The sequence below is a fragment of the Streptomyces sp. NPDC098789 genome, from assembly GCF_044759975.1.
GTDB lineage: Bacteria > Actinomycetota > Actinomycetes > Streptomycetales > Streptomycetaceae > Streptomyces.
Genome location: NZ_JBIWAJ010000007.1, coordinates 169,635 through 187,073 on the forward strand (window position 1 = coordinate 169,635; position 17,439 = coordinate 187,073).

The following is a 17,439-nucleotide window of genomic DNA, read 5'->3' on the forward strand; positions in this document are numbered from 1 at the left end:
TCTAGTTAACTAGCTTTACTCAACGTGATTGATCGGCGACGGAGGTCCTCTGTGCCTGCTTCGGAAGCAAGGGCCGAGGACCTCGCCGCCCGGCTGTCGGCCCTGGGCCTGACCACACGAGTGGAGCGGCACACCACCCACACGTCGATCGAAGTGGAGGTACCGGAGGCGCTGCCCGCCGAGACGTGGCGCGCGGTCCTCGAAGTGGTGGCAGAGGCCGACCGATTCGGTCTCCTCGCCAGCAGCTTGACCGGCCGCACCCTGTGGGCGGCCGTAGGCAAAGTGGTCCCCGCGACGGGCGATGTCCGGGGACCTGGCCATCAGCAATAGGAGCTGATCAGCGTGTTCAACCGTAAGGGCACCGCCGCCGCCCCCGCCAGTGGGCTGCAACTCCCCGCACTTTCCTATGCCACGCACGCCCGAACCACCTACCGGTCCAGCGTGTGCGCGATCGGTACGCACCACGAGTGCGCCTATTCGTCCCCCACCACGGCACCGATCGGCATCCCCGTGACCTACGAGGCCTGCGACTGCCCGTGCCACGAGCCGGGCACCCAGCCCCAACCGCAGCAGGTGAACCAGTGAAGGGACGAACCCACAACGGCTCGCACGCCGCCCACATCGAGATCACATCGGCCGACGTGCGCCGCGGCGACGTCATCCAAGTCGGCGGCCGACCGTGCCGCGTGGCCGACCTCGTCCAGCTCCGCGCCGGTGCGAAGCGCCTCCAGTTCGAGTCGGGCGAAGTCCTCACGATGCACGCCCGAAGCCGGCTCACCGCCCTCCGGCTGACGAGGAAGTGGTGACCCAACCCATGGCCTCCCTCCGCGACTCCATCGCCGATGACCTCCGGCACCAGATCACGACGGGCACGTTCAAGGCCGGCGAACGCCTCCCGTCCGAAACCCAACTTGCCGTCCGCTACACGGTCAGTACCCCGACGCTACGAACCGCCCTCGCGCGACTCCAGGGCGAGGGCCTGGTGGAGAAGATCCACGGCCTTGGAAACTTCGTCCGCCACCACCGCCACCCCATCACCTACCTCGGGGGCACAGGCACAGTGACCGCCTGCACCGCCCTCTCCAAGCCCTTACGCGTAACCGCCCGCGCCACGAACCTCTGGTCGGACGACCACCTCACCGCCCTGCTGAACGTGCCGCCCCACAGCCCCCTGACGGAAATCCTCCTCGTCGCCCACGAAGGCAAGGTGCCGCACAGCCTGGCCCGCGTCTACGTCCCCAGCGACCTGGTCCCACCCGACCTGACCCGAGGGCTGACCTCGCCCAAGAAGGTGGCCCTGTCCCTAGCCAAACTCCGCCCGCCGCTGGCCGAAGTCCAAGAGAAGGTCAGCGCACGCCTCCCGACCCAGGAGGAAGCAACTGCCCTACGCATCAGCACATCCCTGGCAGTCCTCTCCCTCACCCGCGTGGCCACCGACACCACCGGGCGCGTAGTTGAGGCAGCGCTCCTGCTACTCCCGGGCGATAGAGCGAACGCGCTCTTCACCACCCAAGCTATGACCGAAGAGAGGAGCGAGAAGCGATGACCTCAACCAACGAACTGCGCCTCCTCCCCTGGTCGGGCCCCGACGACAAAACGTGCTTCCTGAGCACCGACAACAGCGCCGGCTTCCTCTCCCGCCTGGCCGACATGATCGAGGAGGCACAGCTCAGGTCAGCTTCCGAACTCCTCGACCACGTCTTCGAAGTACTCACCGACCCGGAGACGGATCCGCACGAAGTTCACCTCGTGGCCTTAGAGCTGGCCACAGCCCTCCGAGCCACGGTCCGTGTAGCAACCAGCCGCGGCCACCGCCTTCTACACCCCGCCCAAGGGGCCCAGGGCGAACGAACCTCACGACTGCCGGTACCCCTCGGCTGACTTCATCCTTCTTCACACGACAGAGCGGCCCCGGAATTTCCGCGGGGCCGCTCTCCCATTAGCGCACACGGCTCCCGAGGCCCCGTGTGCCCCACGAATTCCAGCAGGTCCGGTACTCAGGTGAGTTCTGCGGAACGGCCTTCGTTCATGAATAGGCCGCACATCGTGGGAGCCGTAAAGTCACTTGCGGCGGACGTGAGGGCATGACGGGCACTGTTGTCCGTACGCGACTGCTATGTCAATTCCGACGCTCGGCCAGAACGACTTGGACTCCGCGATACGCGCCGAGGGCATGCCGAGCAACGCCGGGGTGCTCGATCCGCAGGACGGTGATACTGGCAGAGGCCAGGCCGCAACACTGATATTCCGGGAAGGTGTACGACACCTCAACCCAAGCGAGTCGGTAAACTTTGCAGACCTGGTAGCCATCGCTGAATGCGAACTCCTCGTCCAGTTTCGCAGCTTGCTGACGCCAATTGGCCCGCAGTGGCGGGACGGTGTCCTGCCGCGGAGTGTCCAACGCCGGCGCGGCTGGTGGCTCGTTCCCGGCCCACGCGTCCACTGCTCATCTGCTGGAGTAACTCCCACCACGGCTGCCGTCCGGATAGCCGCGCCACCTCATGCCTTCGCGCAACCAAGCGCCGTGCCGATGTTCTGCTCGCTTCAGTCGCCATGGTCCTGCTCGTTACCCGAAGCGGCGGCAGTGAACTCTGAGCTTAGAGAATGTCGCTTTTTCCGTGGGAGTGCGGAAAAGTGCAGGCGTACGAATAAGCCTGGCGTCAGTTATGTGCAACGCAGGTTTCAGGTTACCATGTTCTTTTTGGATTAAGCGGCTATTTCTTTGGTTGCCTTTCTGTGTTCCTTGTGGGAACTTTGGATGGGTCCTGAATTCGACTTCCGGATGAGCTCTTCTTTTTGGTGGAGAGCAAGATTTCCTGTGCCAACTTCACGGCCTTTTCGCGCGTCGAAGCTGCGGCAACCTTCTTTCCGCGGTTAGTTCTAATTTCCCACTCAGTGGTGGTAGCGGAGATTTCTAGGAACCTGCTGAGGCTTCCCGTTGTGCTTCGTACCCTGATTTTTGATCGGGTACCTCTCCCTCTCGGGCGCCTTACCGAGCCTGGGCGGCGTTCTTTCTGGCTCACAGCATGCCGCCATTCACTTTCGAACTCGGCAGGTGAAATTTCTGTGGGCGAGAATTCTGGAGATCTCTTGATTTCTTCAATGGGTGGCACGGCCCAGAGGCCGAGCTCGGTGCTCCCATCGGATCGCCCTGCCCCCGCTAGGCCAAGGCGGCCGTCTTCGTAGTATTCAATCTTTCTGATTTCGATGTTGTTGTCATTGATCTCAGTCCAGATCACCTGCGGATCATCTGTAGAGTCGTGGTGCCAGACTAGCTTGAGGTAGCGCATTTCAGTTCACTCCCCAGTCCTTGATTCGCCCGTCAAGGTTGAGCGGAGCAGTTCCAAGAACGACGAACACGTGTGGACGCCCTTGGGTGACAGCAAGGTTGGAAATATCAATCTCGACGTAATGGGTGAAGCGCTTTCCGTGGAAAGGCATGTTGACGAATACCTGCGAAAGGCTGCTCTGAGGGCGCGTGCCGGGCTGGATATCACTCAGGTATGCGCCATCGCCGTAACGTGCATCATTTGGGTTGTTGCTGCGGAGTGAAGATCTCAGGGACTTGGAGTCCAGGATCCCGCGCTGTCCCGCCTCATCCGTGTAGTGGAAGAGGGTTAGCAGCTCGTCAGTTGCGTCAATGACAACGCCATTGATGTCGTAGAGCACTTCCGACCTTTCGCCCTCCGCTTGCGAGAGACTGCCTACCGGGTTCGGGCTGGCCGGGCGTTCGGTCTTGATAGGCCGCGGCACTACCCCAGGTGCGGTTTCGATAGCACCCGCACTCCATGAATCCCCGCTCCTGCCGACATGTCCGAGACTCAAGGTCCGAGCGGTGGCAGGCCTCAGCGTCGCTCTGGTCATTTCCATGGCCGTAACGGAGCGTGTTGCCCTTGTGACATGTTACCAGTCGCGCTCTTGCTAGATATCGAACAACTGGCGATTGGTGACGCTGACCTGCAGTTGGGCGCCGATCACGCGATGACGGCCATGACTGAGGGCCCGCCTGCGCCCTGCGACGGAACGAGAGGGCATGCACTCTAGTTCCTTGTGCCTGCCTCGGTAGTTCGAGCTGAGGCCGATTGGATGGGCTTTGGTCGGTTTCCCTTTTGGGCGGGTGAGCAAGATCAATGATCCAGTGAACTGCCGGTAGACGATTGAACGACGCGCTCATCAGCCACAACGAGGCCGGAGCCGATGCGGAGCGACCACACCGGCCTGCGCCACATCGCGGCAGCAGCTGCTCACCGCCCGCCCATTCCCGGCGGTGCGCTCGCCTCACGCGCCCTTCATCAGTGACGGCGGGGGCACGGCGCCCGGCCCGGCTCAGGCCCGGCAGCCGATCGACCGCGGGCAAGAGGCCACCCCTCCCTCGCTGCTGGCCGTCTTTTGGCACCCGGTCTCGGCCGCAGTCGGCGGCGCTCCTGGCCACGCATGCCATGTGACGGTTGCCGTGTCTGTAGGCGCGCATCCGCTACCCATCAACCCGAGCCGTAGGCGTGCGGTCGGCGGCCGGGTTGGAGCGGGGCGGAGACAGGAGCGCAGGCCCGGGTGACGGGCCGCGCGCGCCGCGCGTGCGCGGCGGGTGCCTTGATGAAGTAGGGAAAGTCTTACCGCGCCGTCCGGCGTCAGAGGGCGATCGGCTCGTACGACAAGGCTCGATGAAGTAGGGAAAGTCTTACCGCGCCGTCCGGCGTCAGAGGGCGATCGGCTCGTACGACAAGGCTCGGTTGACGACCTTCTCCGCGGTCAAGTCGGGGTCGAAGTCCCAGTAGATGTAGTTCGCGATGTGCGGGCACCGCAGGCCCACGTGGAGGGACTCCAGGGCCGCGTCGACTTCGGACTCGGTGGTGAGGGTGCCGTCCAGGATCTGTTGGACGAGGTGGATCGCTTCCTCGCGCGTCATTCCGTGCGGAGCTGGCGGCCGTCGTGGCTGCGGACGTGGGGGCCCGAGTCGTCCAGGGCGTCCAGGAGGCGGATCGCGTAGACCTCGGACATCTGGGCCGAGACCTCCTCCGGGGTGAGCCACGCGACCGCGGTGGATTCCTCCGAGGTGCGTTCCGAGCCGCCCGACGGCTTGCAGCGGAAGACCAGGGCGACGATGCCGCGCGTGGTGTTCTTGTAGACCCCGGTGAGTTCGTCCACCTCGATCTCGATGCCTGTCTCCTCCAGGACCTCGCGGCGGACGCCGGCCTCCGGGGACTCGGTGAGTTCGAGGACTCCGCCCGGCAGTTCCCAAGTCCCGTTGTCCGCTCGGCGGATCGCCAGGAGCCGGCCGTCCTCGCGGAGCACTGCCCCGGCTACGGACACGGAGTGCAGTGGCGTTGACTTGGCCTGCGGGGAACCCGTACTCATGTACAGGAGCATAGGAGGAAGAGAAGGACTATGGGAACCGCAGTGGGAGGTGGCCGAGGGGCCGTGCCGCGCTACGTGCAGATCGCCGACGACCTTGTCCAGCAGATCCGGGCCGGCGTGCTGAAGGCAGGCGACATGGTGCCGAGTGAGTCCGAGCTGGTGGAGCGCTACGGCGTCGCCGGCGGGACGATCCGCAAGGCCATGGTGGAGGTGCGGGCCAGCGGGCTCGTGGAGACCCGGCACGGCAAGGGTTCGATCGTGAAGGCCCGGCCCGCCGTGCGGCACCGGTCTTCCGACCGTTTCCGGCGCACGCACCGGCAGGAGGGCAGGGCGGCGTACCTCGCGGAGTCCGCGCAGTCCGGGGCCGAGGCCAAGGTGAGCGTGTTGTTCATCGGGCCCATGGAGGCGCCGGAGGGGATCGCGGAGCGGCTCGGGGTGACCGCGGGGACTCAGGTCCTGGCGCGGCGCCGGCTGTACTTCCGTGACGGGACTCCGGTGGAGACGGCGACGTCGTACCTGCCGTGGGACGTCGTCAAGGACATCCCGGAGCTGTTCTCGGAGAACCCCGGCCCCGGCGGCATCTACGCACGCCTGGAGGATCACGGTCACGTCTTCGCCGAGTACGTGGAGACGCTCCAGGCCCGGCCCGCGGCAAAGGCCGAAGCGACCGAACTGTCGCTGACCCCCGGCGCCCCCGTGGTGCACCTCCTCCGCGACGCCGTCACCGAGGAAGGTCGCGTGGTGGAGGTCTGCGACACGCTCATGGCCGCTGACCAGTTCGTCTTCGAGTACCGGATCCCCGCGCGCGACTGACGCCCGCTCAACTCTCCACAGCCCGCCGCGAGTTTCTCTTCGCGGCGGGTTGACTCATGTATAGGAGTGGGGCACTCTTCTTCATGTGACTCCTGTACATGAGTGCAGGAGTTCTACCTCTGCATAGGAGTGATCTTTCGTGCGTCAGATCCCTGTCGACACCACCGGCGCGACCCTGATGGTCGCCCAGCCCCCGCAGTTCAAGATGCGCGACAAGAAGACCGGTCAGGTCGCCGTCGACACCGAGAGCGGCAACAGCCTCATGACGGTCGACGTGCTGTTCGTGATGAACGGCAACGCCGAGGTCGTGTCCGTCACCGTGGCGGAGCCCGACATCTCCGGTGACCTGGCCACGGGCACCCCCGTCGCGCTGACCGGCCTCGTCGCCCGGCCGTGGGAGAACGAGTTCAACGGTCAGAGCGGCACGGACTCAGCTTCCGCGCCGTCGCCGTCACCTCGCTGGCCAAGGCGGGCTGACGATGAACGCCTTATGGGGCACGCTGCTGGCGGTCCTGCTCGTGCTCGTGCTCGCGCTGGTCCTGCGCTGGCTGCGGCCCACCTGGTACTGGATGACCTTCGGGGTCACCTTCGCCACGGTCCGCGTCCTGATCCGGTACCGCTCGGTGATGGACGCCTGTGGACTCACCGTCCCGCCCTCCCGATGGCGGCTCGCCCTCGCCCGGATCGCCGACCGCCCCGTTCCTGAAGCCCGTTCGCCCCGGATCCTGCGGCTGAGGCCCACCGCCACGGGCTTGGTCCTACGCCTCAAACTCCGCCCCGGACAGGACGCCTTCGACTTCACCGCCTCCTCGGACCGGCTCCGGCACTCCTTCGCCCTCCATAACGTCGTCTCCCGCGAGATCCGCTCCGGTGTCGTCGAGCTGCGGATGACCGGATACGACGTGCTCAGGCGGGTACGCATGCCGATCACCCCGCACCCCGAGACGCTCCGGGTTCCCGTGGCTCTGCGCGAGGACGGGGAAGTCCACCACCGCGACTACCGACAGGTCCCGCACGCCCTGAACGTCGGCGCCACGAAGTCCGGCAAGTCCGTCTACCAGCGCACCCTGGTCGCCGGCCTCGCTCCGCAGAACGTCGCGCTCGTCGGGATCGACTGCAAGAACGGCGTCGAACTCTTCCCGCTGGCACGCCGCTTCACCGCCCTCGCCGACAACCCGGCCGCCGCGGCCGAACTCCTGACCGCGCTCGTCCAGTACATGGAACGCGTCTACCAACTCATCCGGGCCGAACAACGCATCAGCGTCGCCCTGCCGGACGCGGAGATCACTGCCGACATCTGGGACCTGCCCGCCCACCTGCGCCCCGTACCCGTCGTGGTCCTGGTGGACGAAGTCGCGGAGCTCGCCCTCGCCGCCAACAAGGCTGAGGAGGCCCGGCGGGACCGGATCGTCACCGACCTGGTCCGCCTCGCCCAGCTCGGTCGGGCCGCCGGCATCCATCTGGAGATCTGCGGCCAACGCTTCGGCTCCGAACTCGGCAAGGGCATCACCATGCTCCGCGCCCAGCTCACCGGCCGTACCGCGCACCGCGTGAACGACGAGACCTCGGCGAACATGGCCTTCGGGGACATCTCCCCGGACGCTGTCCTCGCCGCCGTCCAGATCGACAAGGACCGCCCCGGCACCGCCGTGGCCGGTGACTCCTCCGGCGGCTGGTCCCGCATCCGGGCCCCGCACACCACGCTCCGCCAGGCCGTGAACGTCTGCAACGCACACGCCCACCGCACCCCGCAGATCCCCGAACTGGACGCCTTCCGGCCCGAACCTCCGGCCCGCGTCCTCGTCGGCAAGGTCCAGCCGCGGGCCGCTGGAGCAAGTGCCTTCTAAGCACCTGGCCCACCCCGGTCGGCGCGGCCTCATCGCGCCAGGTCCCTACCCACCCCATGCCCGAAAGCCCGAAAGGACCCGAAAGGAGGTGACGACCATGCCCCGTCTGGTCCGCCCGGACGCCGTCCTCGTCCAAGCCGTCATCGCCGGCGCCCTGTCCTTCGCCCACCTCCACGACCTCGCCGAAGCCGCCGGACAGGACGGCTGGAAAGCCTGGGCCTACCCGATCAGCGTCGACCTGCTCCTCGTCGCCGCCTGGCACCGCCTCCGCGCCCTGCGGGACGCGGGGGAGCCCGCGCGCTCGGCCTGGTCCTGGTTCGCCGTCGCCCTCACCGCCTCGCTCGGTGCGAACGTCGCCACCGCCGGCCTGCTCGACCTCGGCGACGTCCCGGACTGGCTCCGCATCCTCGTCGCCGGCTGGCCCGCGCTCGCCTTCCTCGGCGGCACGCTCCTGGTCCACCGGCCTACGTCGCCCAGCGCGCCGGAGCCCACCCCCGACCCCGCACCTCTTCCTCCTGCCGAGCGGGGCGCAGAACCCACCGTCACCGCCCCGCCCGCCCTCGTCGCCCACGCGCAGAAACTTGCCGCCGACCACCGCATCCGCACCGGCGCGGACATCGACGTCGACACGTTGCGCGTCCGCCTCGGCGTCCCGGCCGCGCTGGCAGAGGCCATCGCCGCCCGACTCACATCCCAACTCGAATCCCAACAGCTCGCCTGACAGGAGTCCCCATGCCCACCCGGATCAACTTCCGCTCGCTCATGAAGATCGGCCCCGTCCAGATCGGCGCCTACCGCGACCGGCGCGGCCGTACCAAGGACGCCGCCGTCTGCACGACCGATGGCTGCGGCTGGTCCTCGGACTACAGCTCCTCGACCGCCGCCCAGCTCGCCGCCCGCTCCCACCGCTGCCGCGTCAACTGAACTGAAAGGCGCCCGCCATGGACGTCCCGCTCTGGCTCGCCCTCATCGTCGTCGGCGCCCTCGGGATCAAGCTCATCCGCCCGCCCTGGTGGCTCGTCGCCGTGATCCTCCTCGGCGGCTTCCTCCTCGCGGACAGCTTCCTCGCCCCGGCCATCGATACCGCGATCCACAAGTAACCCGCCCCAGAAGGAGAACGCCGATGTTCAAGCCCAAGTACCCCCAGCCCGACACCTACGTCCACACCCCGGCGACCATCTACCCGGCGCCGGTCCCGACCCCGGTCCCCGTCGAGCACGCGGAGCACGGCGGCCCGGCCCCCGTGTCCAGGAAGTCCCCGAAGTCCCCGAGTGCCTTCGCCGGCCTGGTCCAGCAGTCGCCCGGCACCGCTGTCGTCCTCGTCATCGGCGCGATCGCCGGCGTCCTCGCGCTGGCCTCGGTCGCCGTCTCGCTGCTCCTGGCCGTCGCGGTCACCGCCGTCGCGCTGGCCGTCACCGCCGTCGTCCTGCTGTTCCTCGTCCGCGCCCTGCGCCAGGAGTTCACGCGCCGCTGACCGGCCCCGGGACGGCCTCAACCGCCAAGTTTCCGCCGTCCCGGCGCCGTGCTCCTGCCCGATCCGAAGAACCGGAAGGAACCACCATCATGAGCCAGGCCCCGGGCCAGCTCGGCCTGGACCCCGCCCTCCTCGGCGACGTGCTGAGGGTGGCCGGGGCTCCCGGATACAGCCGCTGGGAGGACCAGGTCCGCCGCACCGGCGGCTGCTCCGACCCGATCCACATCACCGGCTGGACCCTCGCCAAGGACAAGACCTCCGGCGAGATCCTGCACCGCTACTCCACCGCCGACGAACCCGGCGCACGCCTCCGCATCGCGTGCGGCAACCGCCGTGCCTCCCGCTGCCCTGCCTGCGCCTGGACGTACTCCGGCGATACCTACCACCTGATCCGGGCCGGGCTCGCGGGCGACGACCGCCGCGACATCCCCGCCACCGTCCGTGAACACCCCCGCGTCTTCGCCACCCTCACCGCCCCCTCCTTCGGCCCGGTCCACAACCGCCCCGCCAGTCGCCCCTGCCGTTGCGGCCAGCACCATCAGCAGGACGCGCCCGAACTCGGTACCGCCCTCGACCCCACCACCTACGACTACGCCGCCGCCGTCCTCTTCAACAACCACGCCGGCCAGCTCTGGCAGCGCTTCACCACCCGCCTGCGCCGCGAGATCGCCGCCTCCGCCGGTCTGACCCAACGCGAGCTGAAAGAAGCGGCACGGATCTCCTTCGGCAAGGTCGCCGAGTTCCAGAAGCGCGGCGCCATCCACTTCCACACCGTGATCCGCATCGACGGACCCACCGGCCCTGCCTCCCCGCCGCCCACCTGGGCCAGCACGGAACTCCTCGACCGCTCGATCCGGGCCGCCGTCGCGCACTCGTACACCTCGATCACGGTCACGGCCGCCGCAGACCAGCCCGCCCGCACCTTCCGCTGGGGTACCCAACTCGACGTCCGCCCCGTCAAGGCCTTCGGCGACGGCTCCGACATCACCGAACAGGCCGTGGCCTCCTACGTCGCGAAGTACGCCACCAAGGCCGCCGAGAACACCGGCACCCTCGACCGCCGCATCGGCAACCGCGAGGCCCTGGTCCTCCTCGACGTCCCCGACCACACCCGCCGACTCATCGAGGCCTGCCTCGACCTGGACCCGCTCTATCCGGACCGCCGCCTCGCCGCCTGGTCCCACATGCTCGGCTTCCGCGGCCACTTCTCCACCAAGTCCCGCCACTACTCCACCACCCTCGGAGCACTGCGCCAGACCCGCGCCGACTACCGCGCCGCCGAGGAACGCGAAGCCCGCGGCTTCACCGACGCCGAGCCGGACACCGTCCGCGTCCTCGGCTCCTGGCAGTACGCCGGCCACGGCCACACCCCCGGCGAATCCGTCCTCGCCGCCACCATCGCCCACGGCATCCAGCTCAACCGCCGTACCGCCCGCGAGGCACTCGCCGACCTGACCGCAGCACACGAGGGGGAACGATGACCGTCCTGAGCCATCACGGAGGCGAGATCTCGGCTCCGGCGCTCTACCGGGTCGCCGAGGCCACGAAGGTGTTGCGGATGAGCCGGACGGTCATCTACGACCTGATCCGCACGGGCCGCCTGCGGACGGTCAAGGAGGGGCGCACCCGCCTCGTCCCGGCCTCCGCCATCACCGACTACGTGGCCCTCCTGGAGCACGAAGCGGGTGCGGCCCGATGACCGCCCGCCGGAGCCGCGGAGACGGCGGCCTGCACTGGGACGAGAAGCGCCAACGCTGGATCGCGTCCGTCAGTCTCGGCTACGACCCGAGCGGGAAGCGGCTCGTGAAGCGCGGCAGCGGCAGGACCAAGACCGAGGCGAAGGCGAAGCTCAAGGAGGTCCTGCGGGACCACGAGGACGGCCTCGCCATCGCGCCCACCAACTACACGGTGGAGAACGCCGTCAACGACTGGCTGATGTACGGGCTGGCCGGACGCGACACGGGCACCGTGAACACCTGCACCTCACTCAGTCGGAACCACGTCATCCCCGCCCTGGGCGCGCGCAAGCTCCGTGAGCTGAGCGGTGAGGACGTGGACAGGTGGCTCGCCCAGAAGGCCACGACCCTGAGCACCCGGACCCTCCAGGCCGTGCACTCCTGCCTGAACCGCTCGGTCAAGCGGGCCATGGTCCGGGACAAGGTGAAGCGGAACATCGTCGAGCTGTGCGCCGTTCCGACCGGCCAGCCGGGGCGCCCGTCGAAGGCGCTCACCCTCGCCCAGGCGGAAGCGGTGCTCAAGGCCGCAGCGGGTACGTCGGCGCACGCGTACATCGTGCTGGCCCTGCTGACCGGAGCCCGTACGGAGGAGCTGCGGGCGCTCACCTGGGACCACGTGTTCCTGAAGGAGGACACGCGGGCGACCCCGCCGGTGCCGGCCCACATCGCGGTGTGGAGGTCCGTCCGAACGGGTGGGGACACCAAGACCAGGAAGTCCCGTCGGACCATCGCGCTGCCCGCCCGCTGCGTGGACGCGCTCTGGCAGCAGTTCGAGGACCAGGGGTGGGACCGCCTGGCGGCCGGCGACGACTGGGTGGAGAACGGGCTCGTCTTCTCTTCCGCCGTCGGCACGGCGCTGGACTCCACCAACGTCCGGCGGGCCTTCCGGCAGGCCATCGACAGCGCCGGGGGAGTGGAGGCGAAGGAATGGACCCCGCGGGAGCTGCGGCACAGCTTCGTCTCGCTACTCTCGGACAGCGGCGTCCCGCTCGAAGAGATCTCGCGACTGGTCGGCCACTCGGGTACGGCGGTCACGGAGGAGGTCTACCGGAAGCAGATCCGCCCCGTGATCCAGACCGGCGCGGTCGTCATGGACGACATCTTCACGCGAGATCCGAAACCGTAGTCACACAGATAGGCACGCACACGAAAACAGGTCCGGGTGCTACTCGTGTGAGTAGCACCCGGACCTGGTGTTTCAGCTGTCGGGGTGGCGGGATTTGAACCCACGACCTCTTCGTCCCGAACGAAGCGCGCTGCCAAGCTGCGCTACACCCCGATGTCCACCCTTGCAGCGCTGCTGCCCTGGCGACATCGATTACTTTAGCGGACCGCCGCCCGGAGACGAAATCCGGTTTTCACGGGGCGCCAGCAGGGGTGGGCGGAAGCGGTCGGCCGTGACCAGGGCCAGCCCCAGGGCGTAGAAGGCGAGGCCGAGGACGAGCCCGTTCACGGCGACCCGGGCGTAGCCGTACTGGGCCACGTCGAGGAAGGGGTAGGTGTACCGGGTCTTCGTGCCCGGCGCCAGCAGGGCGCCGCGGACCAGGGCGAACGCGAGGTAGGCGAAGGGGAACGCCAGCCACTGCGCCGCGTGCCGCGGGCGCAGGGCGCGCGGGGTCGTGAGCACCAGGAAGTCCAGGGCCGCGCCGATCGGGGTGAGCGTGTGCAGCAGTTGGTTGGCGACGGCCCGGGCGCCGGTGAGCCGGTCGAGGTCCTCGACCACGTTGAAGGGGCTCGACGGATTGTCCAGCACCAGGTGGAAGACCAGCCCGGTGATCAGGATGAAGAGCAGCACCCCGCCCCGCCACAGCGGGCCGGGCTCCGGGCGGCGCTGCCAGGTGCGCACCGCCGAGAGGCCGAAGACCACCGCCACCAGGATGTTCGTCCAGATGGTGAAGAAGCTCAGCACGACGGGAACACTGCCGTAGGCGCACTCGATCACCACGCCCACGGCCGCGGCGAGGGCGATCAGGGCGCGGAAGAGGGCCGTGGCGATCATGTGGTCAGGACGCGGCCGTCAGGGTGAGCAGCGTCGCCTCCGGCGGGCAGGCGAAGCGGACCGGGGTGAACCGGTTGGTGCCGCAGCCCGCCGAGACGTGCAGGTACGAGCGGTGCCCGCCGCTCTCGTGCGTGGAGAGCCCCTTCACCCGCTTGGCGTCCAGGTCGCAGTTGGTGACCAGGGCCCCGTAGAAGGGGACGCACAGCTGCCCGCCGTGCGTGTGCCCCGCGAGGATCAGCGGGTAGCCGTCCGCGGTGAAGGCCTCCAGCGCGCGCAGGTACGGGGCGTGCACGACGGCGAGCGAGAAGTCGGCGTCCGCCTCCGGGCCACCGGCGACCCGCTCGTAGCGGTCCCGCTTGATGTGCGGGTCGTCCAGACCGGTGAAGGCCAGCTCCAGCCCGTCCAGCTTCATCCGCGCCCGGGTGTTGGTCAGGTTCAGCCAGCCCGCCGCGTCGAAGGCGTCCCGCAGGTCCTCCCACGGGTTGTGGACGGCGCCGACCACCGGCTTGTTGCCGTTCAGCCCGTGCTTGCCCTGGACCTTCTCGATCAGGTAGCGCCCCGGATTGCGCAGCCGCGGCCCGTAGTAGTCGTTCGAGCCGAAGACGTACGCGCCCGGGAACTCCATCAGCGGGCCGAGCGCGTCGAGCACCTCCGGCACCCCCTCGGTGTCCGAGAGGTTGTCGCCGGTGTTGACCACGAAGTCGGGTCGCAGCCCCGCCAGGGACTGGAGCCAGGCGCGCTTCTTGGCCTGCCCGCCCACCATGTGGATGTCCGACACCTGGAGGACCCGCAAGGGGCGCATCCCCCGGGGAAGGACCGGGACGGTCACCCGGCGCAGCCGGAAGGACCGTGCTTCGAAACCGGCGGCGTAGGCCACTCCGGCGACTCCGGCCGCGGCGATGCCGGCGGTGACCTTCAGGGGGATTCCGTAACGCGCGTGCATGGGCCCATCGTCGCAGACCGCGATGGCAGACCGGGAAAACCGACGGGCGCCGGCGCCCCCGCACCTGGCAGACTCGACCCATGACCACGCTCAAGGCCACGCTCAGGGAAGACCTCACCACTGCCATCAAGGCGCGCGACGAACTCCGCTCGTCCACGCTGCGACTGACCCTCACCGCCATCACCAAGGAGGAGGTCGCGGGCAAGGAAGCGCGCGAGCTCTCCGACGACGACGTCCTCAAGGTGATCGCCAAGGAGGCGAAGAAGCGCCGCGAAGCCGCCGAGGCCTTCGCGCAGGGTGGTCGCACCGAGCAGGCCGCGCGCGAGCTCGCCGAGGGCGAGCTGCTCGACGCCTACCTGCCCAAGCAGCTCGGCGACGACGAACTGGATGCGATCGTGGCGTCGGCCGTCGAGGAGGCCAAGGCGGCCGGTGCCGAGGGGCCGCGCGCGATGGGCGCCGTCATGAAGATCGTGAACCCGAAGGTCGCCGGGCTGGCGGAGGGCGGGCGCGTCGCCGCCGTCGTCAAGAAGCTCCTCTCCTGACGACGTGACGCACTGACGAGATGAAGGAGGGGCCCCGGTCGCGTTCTCGCGACCGGGGCCCCTCCTTCATGCGTGCCCGTTCCGATGTACCTAGGGGCGGCGGCCCGTCGGCTCGCCCAGGATGCCCGCCGGGATGCTGATACCGGGGTTGGGGATGCCCGGCGTACCGGTGCCCGGGTCGCCGGTGGTCGCGCCCGCGATCGTCTGCCCGCCCGGCGAGCCGTCACCCGGCTTGCCGTCGCCGCCCGGCTTACCCGGCTTGCCCGGCTTGCCGGGGCGGTTCTGGGTCGGCGGGTTCGCGTTGCCGCGGCTGCCGCCCGAAGGGGTCGAGGGCTCCGGGATGCTGACCGTGGTGAAGGTCGGGGACTCGCGGCCGGACAGGGCGCCCGAGACGGCGTCCTTCCAGATCGGACCGGGCAGGCCACCACCGAAGACCTTCGGGTAGAACTGCCCGCCGATGGTGATGTCCTCCATCGAGATCTTCTTCGCGCCGCCCGAGCCGACCCACACCGCGCCGGACATGTTCGGGGTGTAGCCGACGAACCAGGCGTTGTAGCGGTTGTCGGTGGTACCCGTCTTGCCCGCGCTGTCGCGGTCGGTCAGACCGGCCTTCTCACCGGTACCGGAGTCGACCACTCCGCGCAGCAGGGTGTTGATGGTGTCGGCGGTGGACTCCGACATCGCCTGGTCGCACTTGGTCTTCGGCACCTGGAGCGCCTTGTTGTGCGAGTCGGTGATCGCCTCGATCGCGATCGGGGTGCAGTAGACGCCGCGGTTGGCGAAGGCGGCGTAAGCGTTGGCCATCGTCAGCGGGGACATCTCGGCGGAGCCGAGCGCGATGGACGGGGACTCGGGCAGCTTCTCGCCGCTGGCCGGGACGACGCTCAGCTTCTGCGTCATCTCGGTGACCGGGCAGAGCCCGACGTCGCCGATCATCTGGACGAAGTACGTGTTGATGGACTTCTCCATCGCCGTCTTCAGCGCGTACGGACCGAACTCGTCCTCGGTCTCGTTCTGCGCCTTCTCGTACTTCCTGGTCTTCGGGTCGCGCTGGTTGACGTAGTTCGTGCCGTCGCAGCGCGCGATCGGGCTCGGGTAGTCGACCTCGTACGGCGCCGGGTACACCTTGGTCGGCTGCGTCCCGCGCTCCAGGGCCGCCGCCGCGATGAACGGCTTGAAGGTCGAGCCCGTCTGGAAGCCGAAGTTGGAGCCGCCCATCCGCTTGTCCACGGAGTAGTTGATCTGCGTCTCGTTCTTACCGAAGCCGTACGGCTTCGACTGGCCCATCGCCAGGACCCGCCCGGTGCCCGGCTGGACCATGGTCACGGCCGTCGAGATCGAGTCGTCCGCGTAGACGTGCTCCTTGATCGAGGCGTTGGTCGACTCCTGCGACTGCGGATCCAGAGTGGTGCGCACGGTCAGGCCGCCCTGGTTCCAGACCTTCGCCCGCTCCTCCCGGGTCTTGCCGAAGACCGGGTCGGTCAGGAAGGTGTTGCGCACGTAGTCGCAGAAGAAGCCGGCGCCCTTGACGGAGGTGATGCAGCCGTTCTTGGGGCGGGTGACCTTCAGGGTGACGGGCTTGGCCTTCGCCGCGTCCGCCTCCGCCTGCGAGACGTCCTTCATGTCGGCCATCCGCTGGAGGACGACGTTGCGGCGCTTCATCGACTCCGCGGAGTCGTTGACCGGGTCGAACCGGCTCGGCGACTGGACGATGCCCGCGAGCAGCGCGGCCTCGTCCAGGGTCAGGTCCTTGGCGGGCTTGCTGAAGTAGCGCTGCGCCGCCGACTCGATTCCGTAGGCCTGCTGGCCGAAGTACGTGATGTTGAGGTAGTTCTCGAGGATCTTCCTCTTCCCGAGTTCCTCCTCGACCTGGATCGAGTACTTCAACTCGCGGATCTTGCGGCCGAGGCTCTTCTCCTGCGCCTCGCGCACCTTCGACTCGTCGTCACCGGCCTCTTCGACGAAGACGTTCTTCACGTACTGCTGCGTCAGCGTGGAGGCGCCCTGTGCGGCGCCGCCCTCCTGCGCATTGCGGTTCACGGCGCGCAGGATGCCCTTGAGGTCCACCGCGCCGTGTTCGTAGAAGCGGGAGTCCTCGATCGCGACGATCGCCTTCTGCATGTACGGCGAGATCGCGGTCAGCGGGACGACCTGGCGGTCGCGCGAATAGACGGTGGCGATCAAGCCACCCTCGGAGTCCAGAATCGTGGTGCGTTGGCTCAGCGGCGGTGTCTTGAGATTGGCCGGGATCTCGTCGAATCCTTCGACCGTGCCCTTGGCCGCGAGGCCCAGCGCACCCGCGCCGGGGATCGCGATGCCGGCGAGCACGACTCCGGAGAGAACGGACACCCCCAGGAACCTGGCGGCCTGTTGGCTCCCCGAGAGCCCTCCGCTTGAGCGCTTCTTTCCCATGAGGGGCAGCCTACGTTCTCATTCGCCGGACACATGCGAATGCCTTGGCCTAAGCTGGCAACAACTGTCACAGCAGTGTGGCGCGACATCAACCCTGCGGCGTGGTTTTCACCCTTCCCGAAAGGGGTGAACTCTTGTCCGAATCTCGCGCCTGCCACTGGGGGTTCACCGTCGATTCACCCGAATTGCCGGAATGGTCGGGCATGTCGTCCGATCACTCCGTCGGGTGATCTGCCGCTTACCCATAGTCCGTTCGGACCATTCAAGATTGGGCCCGACGGGGGTGTTGCACTGTGCCCGCCTTCCGTAACGTCCTCA

The 17,439-nt window shown here is 68.1% G+C and carries 22 protein-coding genes, 1 tRNA gene and 1 pseudogene; 16 read left to right on the top strand and 8 right to left on the bottom strand.

Features of this window, described 5'->3' with window-relative positions; genetic code table 11:
• Positions 1-51 precede the first annotated feature (51 nt).
• From ACIQWR_RS17150 to ACIQWR_RS17170, 5 genes are read left to right on the top strand one after another with little or no spacing between them, the layout of a single operon-like run.
• Positions 52-330, top strand: a complete 279-nt coding sequence (locus tag ACIQWR_RS17150; protein WP_404009784.1) for a hypothetical protein — start codon at positions 52-54, stop codon at positions 328-330.
• A gap of 12 nt (positions 331-342) precedes the next feature.
• A complete protein-coding gene (locus tag ACIQWR_RS17155) occupies positions 343-585 on the top strand; it encodes a hypothetical protein (protein WP_404009787.1) in 243 nt (80 codons plus the stop codon).
• On the top strand, positions 582-806 hold the full coding sequence (locus ACIQWR_RS17160; RefSeq protein WP_404009789.1) for a hypothetical protein: 225 nt from the start codon (positions 582-584) through the stop codon (positions 804-806). The genes ACIQWR_RS17155 and ACIQWR_RS17160 overlap by 4 nt, the downstream gene beginning before the upstream one ends.
• An 8-nt stretch (positions 807-814) precedes the next feature.
• The gene (locus tag ACIQWR_RS17165) at positions 815-1,546 is read left to right on the top strand and encodes a GntR family transcriptional regulator (protein ID WP_404009792.1); all 732 of its coding nucleotides are present in this window, start codon (positions 815-817) and stop codon (positions 1,544-1,546) included.
• Positions 1,543-1,881, top strand: a complete 339-nt coding sequence (locus tag ACIQWR_RS17170; protein WP_404009795.1) for a hypothetical protein — start codon at positions 1,543-1,545, stop codon at positions 1,879-1,881. The genes ACIQWR_RS17165 and ACIQWR_RS17170 overlap by 4 nt, the downstream gene beginning before the upstream one ends.
• 833 nt (positions 1,882-2,714) lie before the next feature.
• On the opposite strand, the gene ACIQWR_RS17175 is transcribed toward ACIQWR_RS17170, so the two are convergent.
• The 4 genes from ACIQWR_RS17175 to ACIQWR_RS17190 all read right to left on the bottom strand — a co-directional run bounded on the left by ACIQWR_RS17175 (position 2,715) and on the right by ACIQWR_RS17190 (position 5,367).
• Positions 2,715-3,290 (bottom strand): DUF6881 domain-containing protein, encoded by a 576-nt coding sequence (locus tag ACIQWR_RS17175; RefSeq protein WP_404009797.1) that lies wholly within the window; start codon positions 3,288-3,290, stop codon positions 2,715-2,717.
• Between the two features lies 1 nt (position 3,291).
• Positions 3,292-3,669: an HYD1 signature containing ADP-ribosyltransferase family protein gene (locus tag ACIQWR_RS17180; RefSeq protein ID WP_404009800.1), complete on the bottom strand. Its 378-nt coding sequence runs from the start codon at positions 3,667-3,669 to the stop codon at positions 3,292-3,294.
• A gap of 1,027 nt (positions 3,670-4,696) precedes the next feature.
• Positions 4,697-4,906, bottom strand: coding sequence for an e9imm peptide (locus tag ACIQWR_RS17185; RefSeq protein WP_404009802.1), 210 nt, complete (start codon positions 4,904-4,906; stop codon positions 4,697-4,699).
• On the bottom strand, positions 4,903-5,367 hold the full coding sequence (locus ACIQWR_RS17190) for an NUDIX hydrolase (protein WP_404009804.1): 465 nt from the start codon (positions 5,365-5,367) through the stop codon (positions 4,903-4,905). The genes ACIQWR_RS17185 and ACIQWR_RS17190 overlap by 4 nt, the downstream gene beginning before the upstream one ends.
• An 18-nt stretch (positions 5,368-5,385) precedes the next feature.
• Here ACIQWR_RS17190 and ACIQWR_RS17195 point away from each other — a divergent pair, with 18 nt between their 5' ends.
• From ACIQWR_RS17195 to xerC, 10 genes and pseudogenes are all read left to right on the top strand, one after another.
• Positions 5,386-6,168, top strand: a complete 783-nt coding sequence (locus ACIQWR_RS17195) for a GntR family transcriptional regulator (protein WP_359232124.1) — start codon at positions 5,386-5,388, stop codon at positions 6,166-6,168.
• Between the two features lie 139 nt (positions 6,169-6,307).
• A pseudogene (locus ACIQWR_RS17200) lies at positions 6,308-6,645 on the top strand (hypothetical protein).
• A gap of 2 nt (positions 6,646-6,647) precedes the next feature.
• A complete protein-coding gene (locus tag ACIQWR_RS17205) occupies positions 6,648-8,015 on the top strand; it encodes an FtsK/SpoIIIE domain-containing protein (protein ID WP_404009808.1) in 1,368 nt (455 codons plus the stop codon).
• A gap of 97 nt (positions 8,016-8,112) precedes the next feature.
• Positions 8,113-8,736, top strand: a complete 624-nt coding sequence (locus ACIQWR_RS17210; RefSeq protein WP_404009811.1) for a DUF2637 domain-containing protein — start codon at positions 8,113-8,115, stop codon at positions 8,734-8,736.
• Positions 8,737-8,747: 11 nt separating this feature from the next.
• The gene (locus tag ACIQWR_RS17215) at positions 8,748-8,939 is read left to right on the top strand and encodes a mobile element transfer protein (protein WP_404009814.1); all 192 of its coding nucleotides are present in this window, start codon (positions 8,748-8,750) and stop codon (positions 8,937-8,939) included.
• 17 nt (positions 8,940-8,956) lie between these two features.
• On the top strand, positions 8,957-9,115 hold the full coding sequence (locus ACIQWR_RS17220) for a hypothetical protein (protein ID WP_328776124.1): 159 nt from the start codon (positions 8,957-8,959) through the stop codon (positions 9,113-9,115).
• A gap of 23 nt (positions 9,116-9,138) precedes the next feature.
• Positions 9,139-9,489 carry a SpdD protein gene (locus ACIQWR_RS17225; protein ID WP_404009816.1) on the top strand — a complete coding sequence of 117 codons (351 nt, stop codon included), beginning with the start codon at positions 9,139-9,141 and terminating at the stop codon, positions 9,487-9,489.
• An 89-nt stretch (positions 9,490-9,578) separates the two neighbouring features.
• Entirely contained in the window at positions 9,579-10,970 is a 1,392-nt protein-coding gene (gene repSA / locus ACIQWR_RS17230) for a replication initiator protein RepSA (RefSeq protein WP_404009819.1), read from the top strand.
• The gene (locus ACIQWR_RS17235; RefSeq protein WP_404009821.1) at positions 10,967-11,188 is read left to right on the top strand and encodes a helix-turn-helix domain-containing protein; all 222 of its coding nucleotides are present in this window, start codon (positions 10,967-10,969) and stop codon (positions 11,186-11,188) included. Before repSA ends, ACIQWR_RS17235 begins: the two co-directional genes overlap by 4 nt.
• Positions 11,185-12,351 (top strand): tyrosine recombinase XerC, encoded by a 1,167-nt coding sequence (gene xerC, locus ACIQWR_RS17240; protein WP_404009824.1) that lies wholly within the window; start codon positions 11,185-11,187, stop codon positions 12,349-12,351. Before ACIQWR_RS17235 ends, xerC begins: the two co-directional genes overlap by 4 nt.
• Before the next feature lie 79 nt (positions 12,352-12,430).
• Here the strand turns inward: xerC and ACIQWR_RS17245 are convergent.
• The 3 genes from ACIQWR_RS17245 to ACIQWR_RS17255 all read right to left on the bottom strand — a co-directional run bounded on the left by ACIQWR_RS17245 (position 12,431) and on the right by ACIQWR_RS17255 (position 14,167).
• Positions 12,431-12,504: transfer RNA gene (locus ACIQWR_RS17245), tRNA-Pro, on the bottom strand.
• Positions 12,505-12,543: 39 nt separating this feature from the next.
• Positions 12,544-13,224 (bottom strand): Pr6Pr family membrane protein, encoded by a 681-nt coding sequence (locus ACIQWR_RS17250; RefSeq protein ID WP_404009827.1) that lies wholly within the window; start codon positions 13,222-13,224, stop codon positions 12,544-12,546.
• Between the two features lie 4 nt (positions 13,225-13,228).
• A complete protein-coding gene (locus tag ACIQWR_RS17255) occupies positions 13,229-14,167 on the bottom strand; it encodes a metallophosphoesterase (protein ID WP_404009830.1) in 939 nt (312 codons plus the stop codon).
• An 80-nt stretch (positions 14,168-14,247) separates the two neighbouring features.
• Here ACIQWR_RS17255 and ACIQWR_RS17260 point away from each other — a divergent pair, with 80 nt between their 5' ends.
• Positions 14,248-14,709, top strand: a complete 462-nt coding sequence (locus tag ACIQWR_RS17260) for a GatB/YqeY domain-containing protein (RefSeq protein WP_404009833.1) — start codon at positions 14,248-14,250, stop codon at positions 14,707-14,709.
• Positions 14,710-14,799: 90 nt separating this feature from the next.
• Here the strand turns inward: ACIQWR_RS17260 and ACIQWR_RS17265 are convergent, their stop codons facing one another.
• The gene (locus ACIQWR_RS17265) at positions 14,800-17,121 is read right to left on the bottom strand and encodes a transglycosylase domain-containing protein (protein WP_404009836.1); all 2,322 of its coding nucleotides are present in this window, start codon (positions 17,119-17,121) and stop codon (positions 14,800-14,802) included.
• Positions 17,122-17,439 lie beyond the last annotated feature (318 nt).

Bases quoted from the DNA above. Each gene is read 5' to 3' on its own strand.
- xerC (WP_404009824.1), top strand. From the start codon at position 11,185: ATGACCGCCCGCCGGAGCCGCGGAGACGGCGGCCTGCACTGGGACGAG.
- ACIQWR_RS17220 (WP_328776124.1), top strand. From the start codon at position 8,957: ATGGACGTCCCGCTCTGGCTCGCCCTCATCGTCGTCGGCGCCCTCGGG.
- ACIQWR_RS17165 (WP_404009792.1), top strand. From the start codon at position 815: ATGGCCTCCCTCCGCGACTCCATCGCCGATGACCTCCGGCACCAGATC.
- ACIQWR_RS17175 (WP_404009797.1), bottom strand. From the start codon at position 3,290: ATGCGCTACCTCAAGCTAGTCTGGCACCACGACTCTACAGATGATCCG.
- ACIQWR_RS17210 (WP_404009811.1), top strand. From the start codon at position 8,113: ATGCCCCGTCTGGTCCGCCCGGACGCCGTCCTCGTCCAAGCCGTCATC.
- repSA (WP_404009819.1), top strand. From the start codon at position 9,579: ATGAGCCAGGCCCCGGGCCAGCTCGGCCTGGACCCCGCCCTCCTCGGC.
- ACIQWR_RS17195 (WP_359232124.1), top strand. From the start codon at position 5,386: ATGGGAACCGCAGTGGGAGGTGGCCGAGGGGCCGTGCCGCGCTACGTG.
- ACIQWR_RS17260 (WP_404009833.1), top strand. From the start codon at position 14,248: ATGACCACGCTCAAGGCCACGCTCAGGGAAGACCTCACCACTGCCATC.
- ACIQWR_RS17225 (WP_404009816.1), top strand. From the start codon at position 9,139: ATGTTCAAGCCCAAGTACCCCCAGCCCGACACCTACGTCCACACCCCG.
- ACIQWR_RS17170 (WP_404009795.1), top strand. From the start codon at position 1,543: ATGACCTCAACCAACGAACTGCGCCTCCTCCCCTGGTCGGGCCCCGAC.
- ACIQWR_RS17235 (WP_404009821.1), top strand. From the start codon at position 10,967: ATGACCGTCCTGAGCCATCACGGAGGCGAGATCTCGGCTCCGGCGCTC.
- ACIQWR_RS17205 (WP_404009808.1), top strand. From the start codon at position 6,648: ATGAACGCCTTATGGGGCACGCTGCTGGCGGTCCTGCTCGTGCTCGTG.
- ACIQWR_RS17250 (WP_404009827.1), bottom strand. From the start codon at position 13,224: ATGATCGCCACGGCCCTCTTCCGCGCCCTGATCGCCCTCGCCGCGGCC.
- ACIQWR_RS17185 (WP_404009802.1), bottom strand. From the start codon at position 4,906: ATGACGCGCGAGGAAGCGATCCACCTCGTCCAACAGATCCTGGACGGC.
- ACIQWR_RS17265 (WP_404009836.1), bottom strand. From the start codon at position 17,121: ATGGGAAAGAAGCGCTCAAGCGGAGGGCTCTCGGGGAGCCAACAGGCC.
- ACIQWR_RS17255 (WP_404009830.1), bottom strand. From the start codon at position 14,167: ATGCACGCGCGTTACGGAATCCCCCTGAAGGTCACCGCCGGCATCGCC.
- ACIQWR_RS17215 (WP_404009814.1), top strand. From the start codon at position 8,748: ATGCCCACCCGGATCAACTTCCGCTCGCTCATGAAGATCGGCCCCGTC.
- ACIQWR_RS17190 (WP_404009804.1), bottom strand. From the start codon at position 5,367: ATGCTCCTGTACATGAGTACGGGTTCCCCGCAGGCCAAGTCAACGCCA.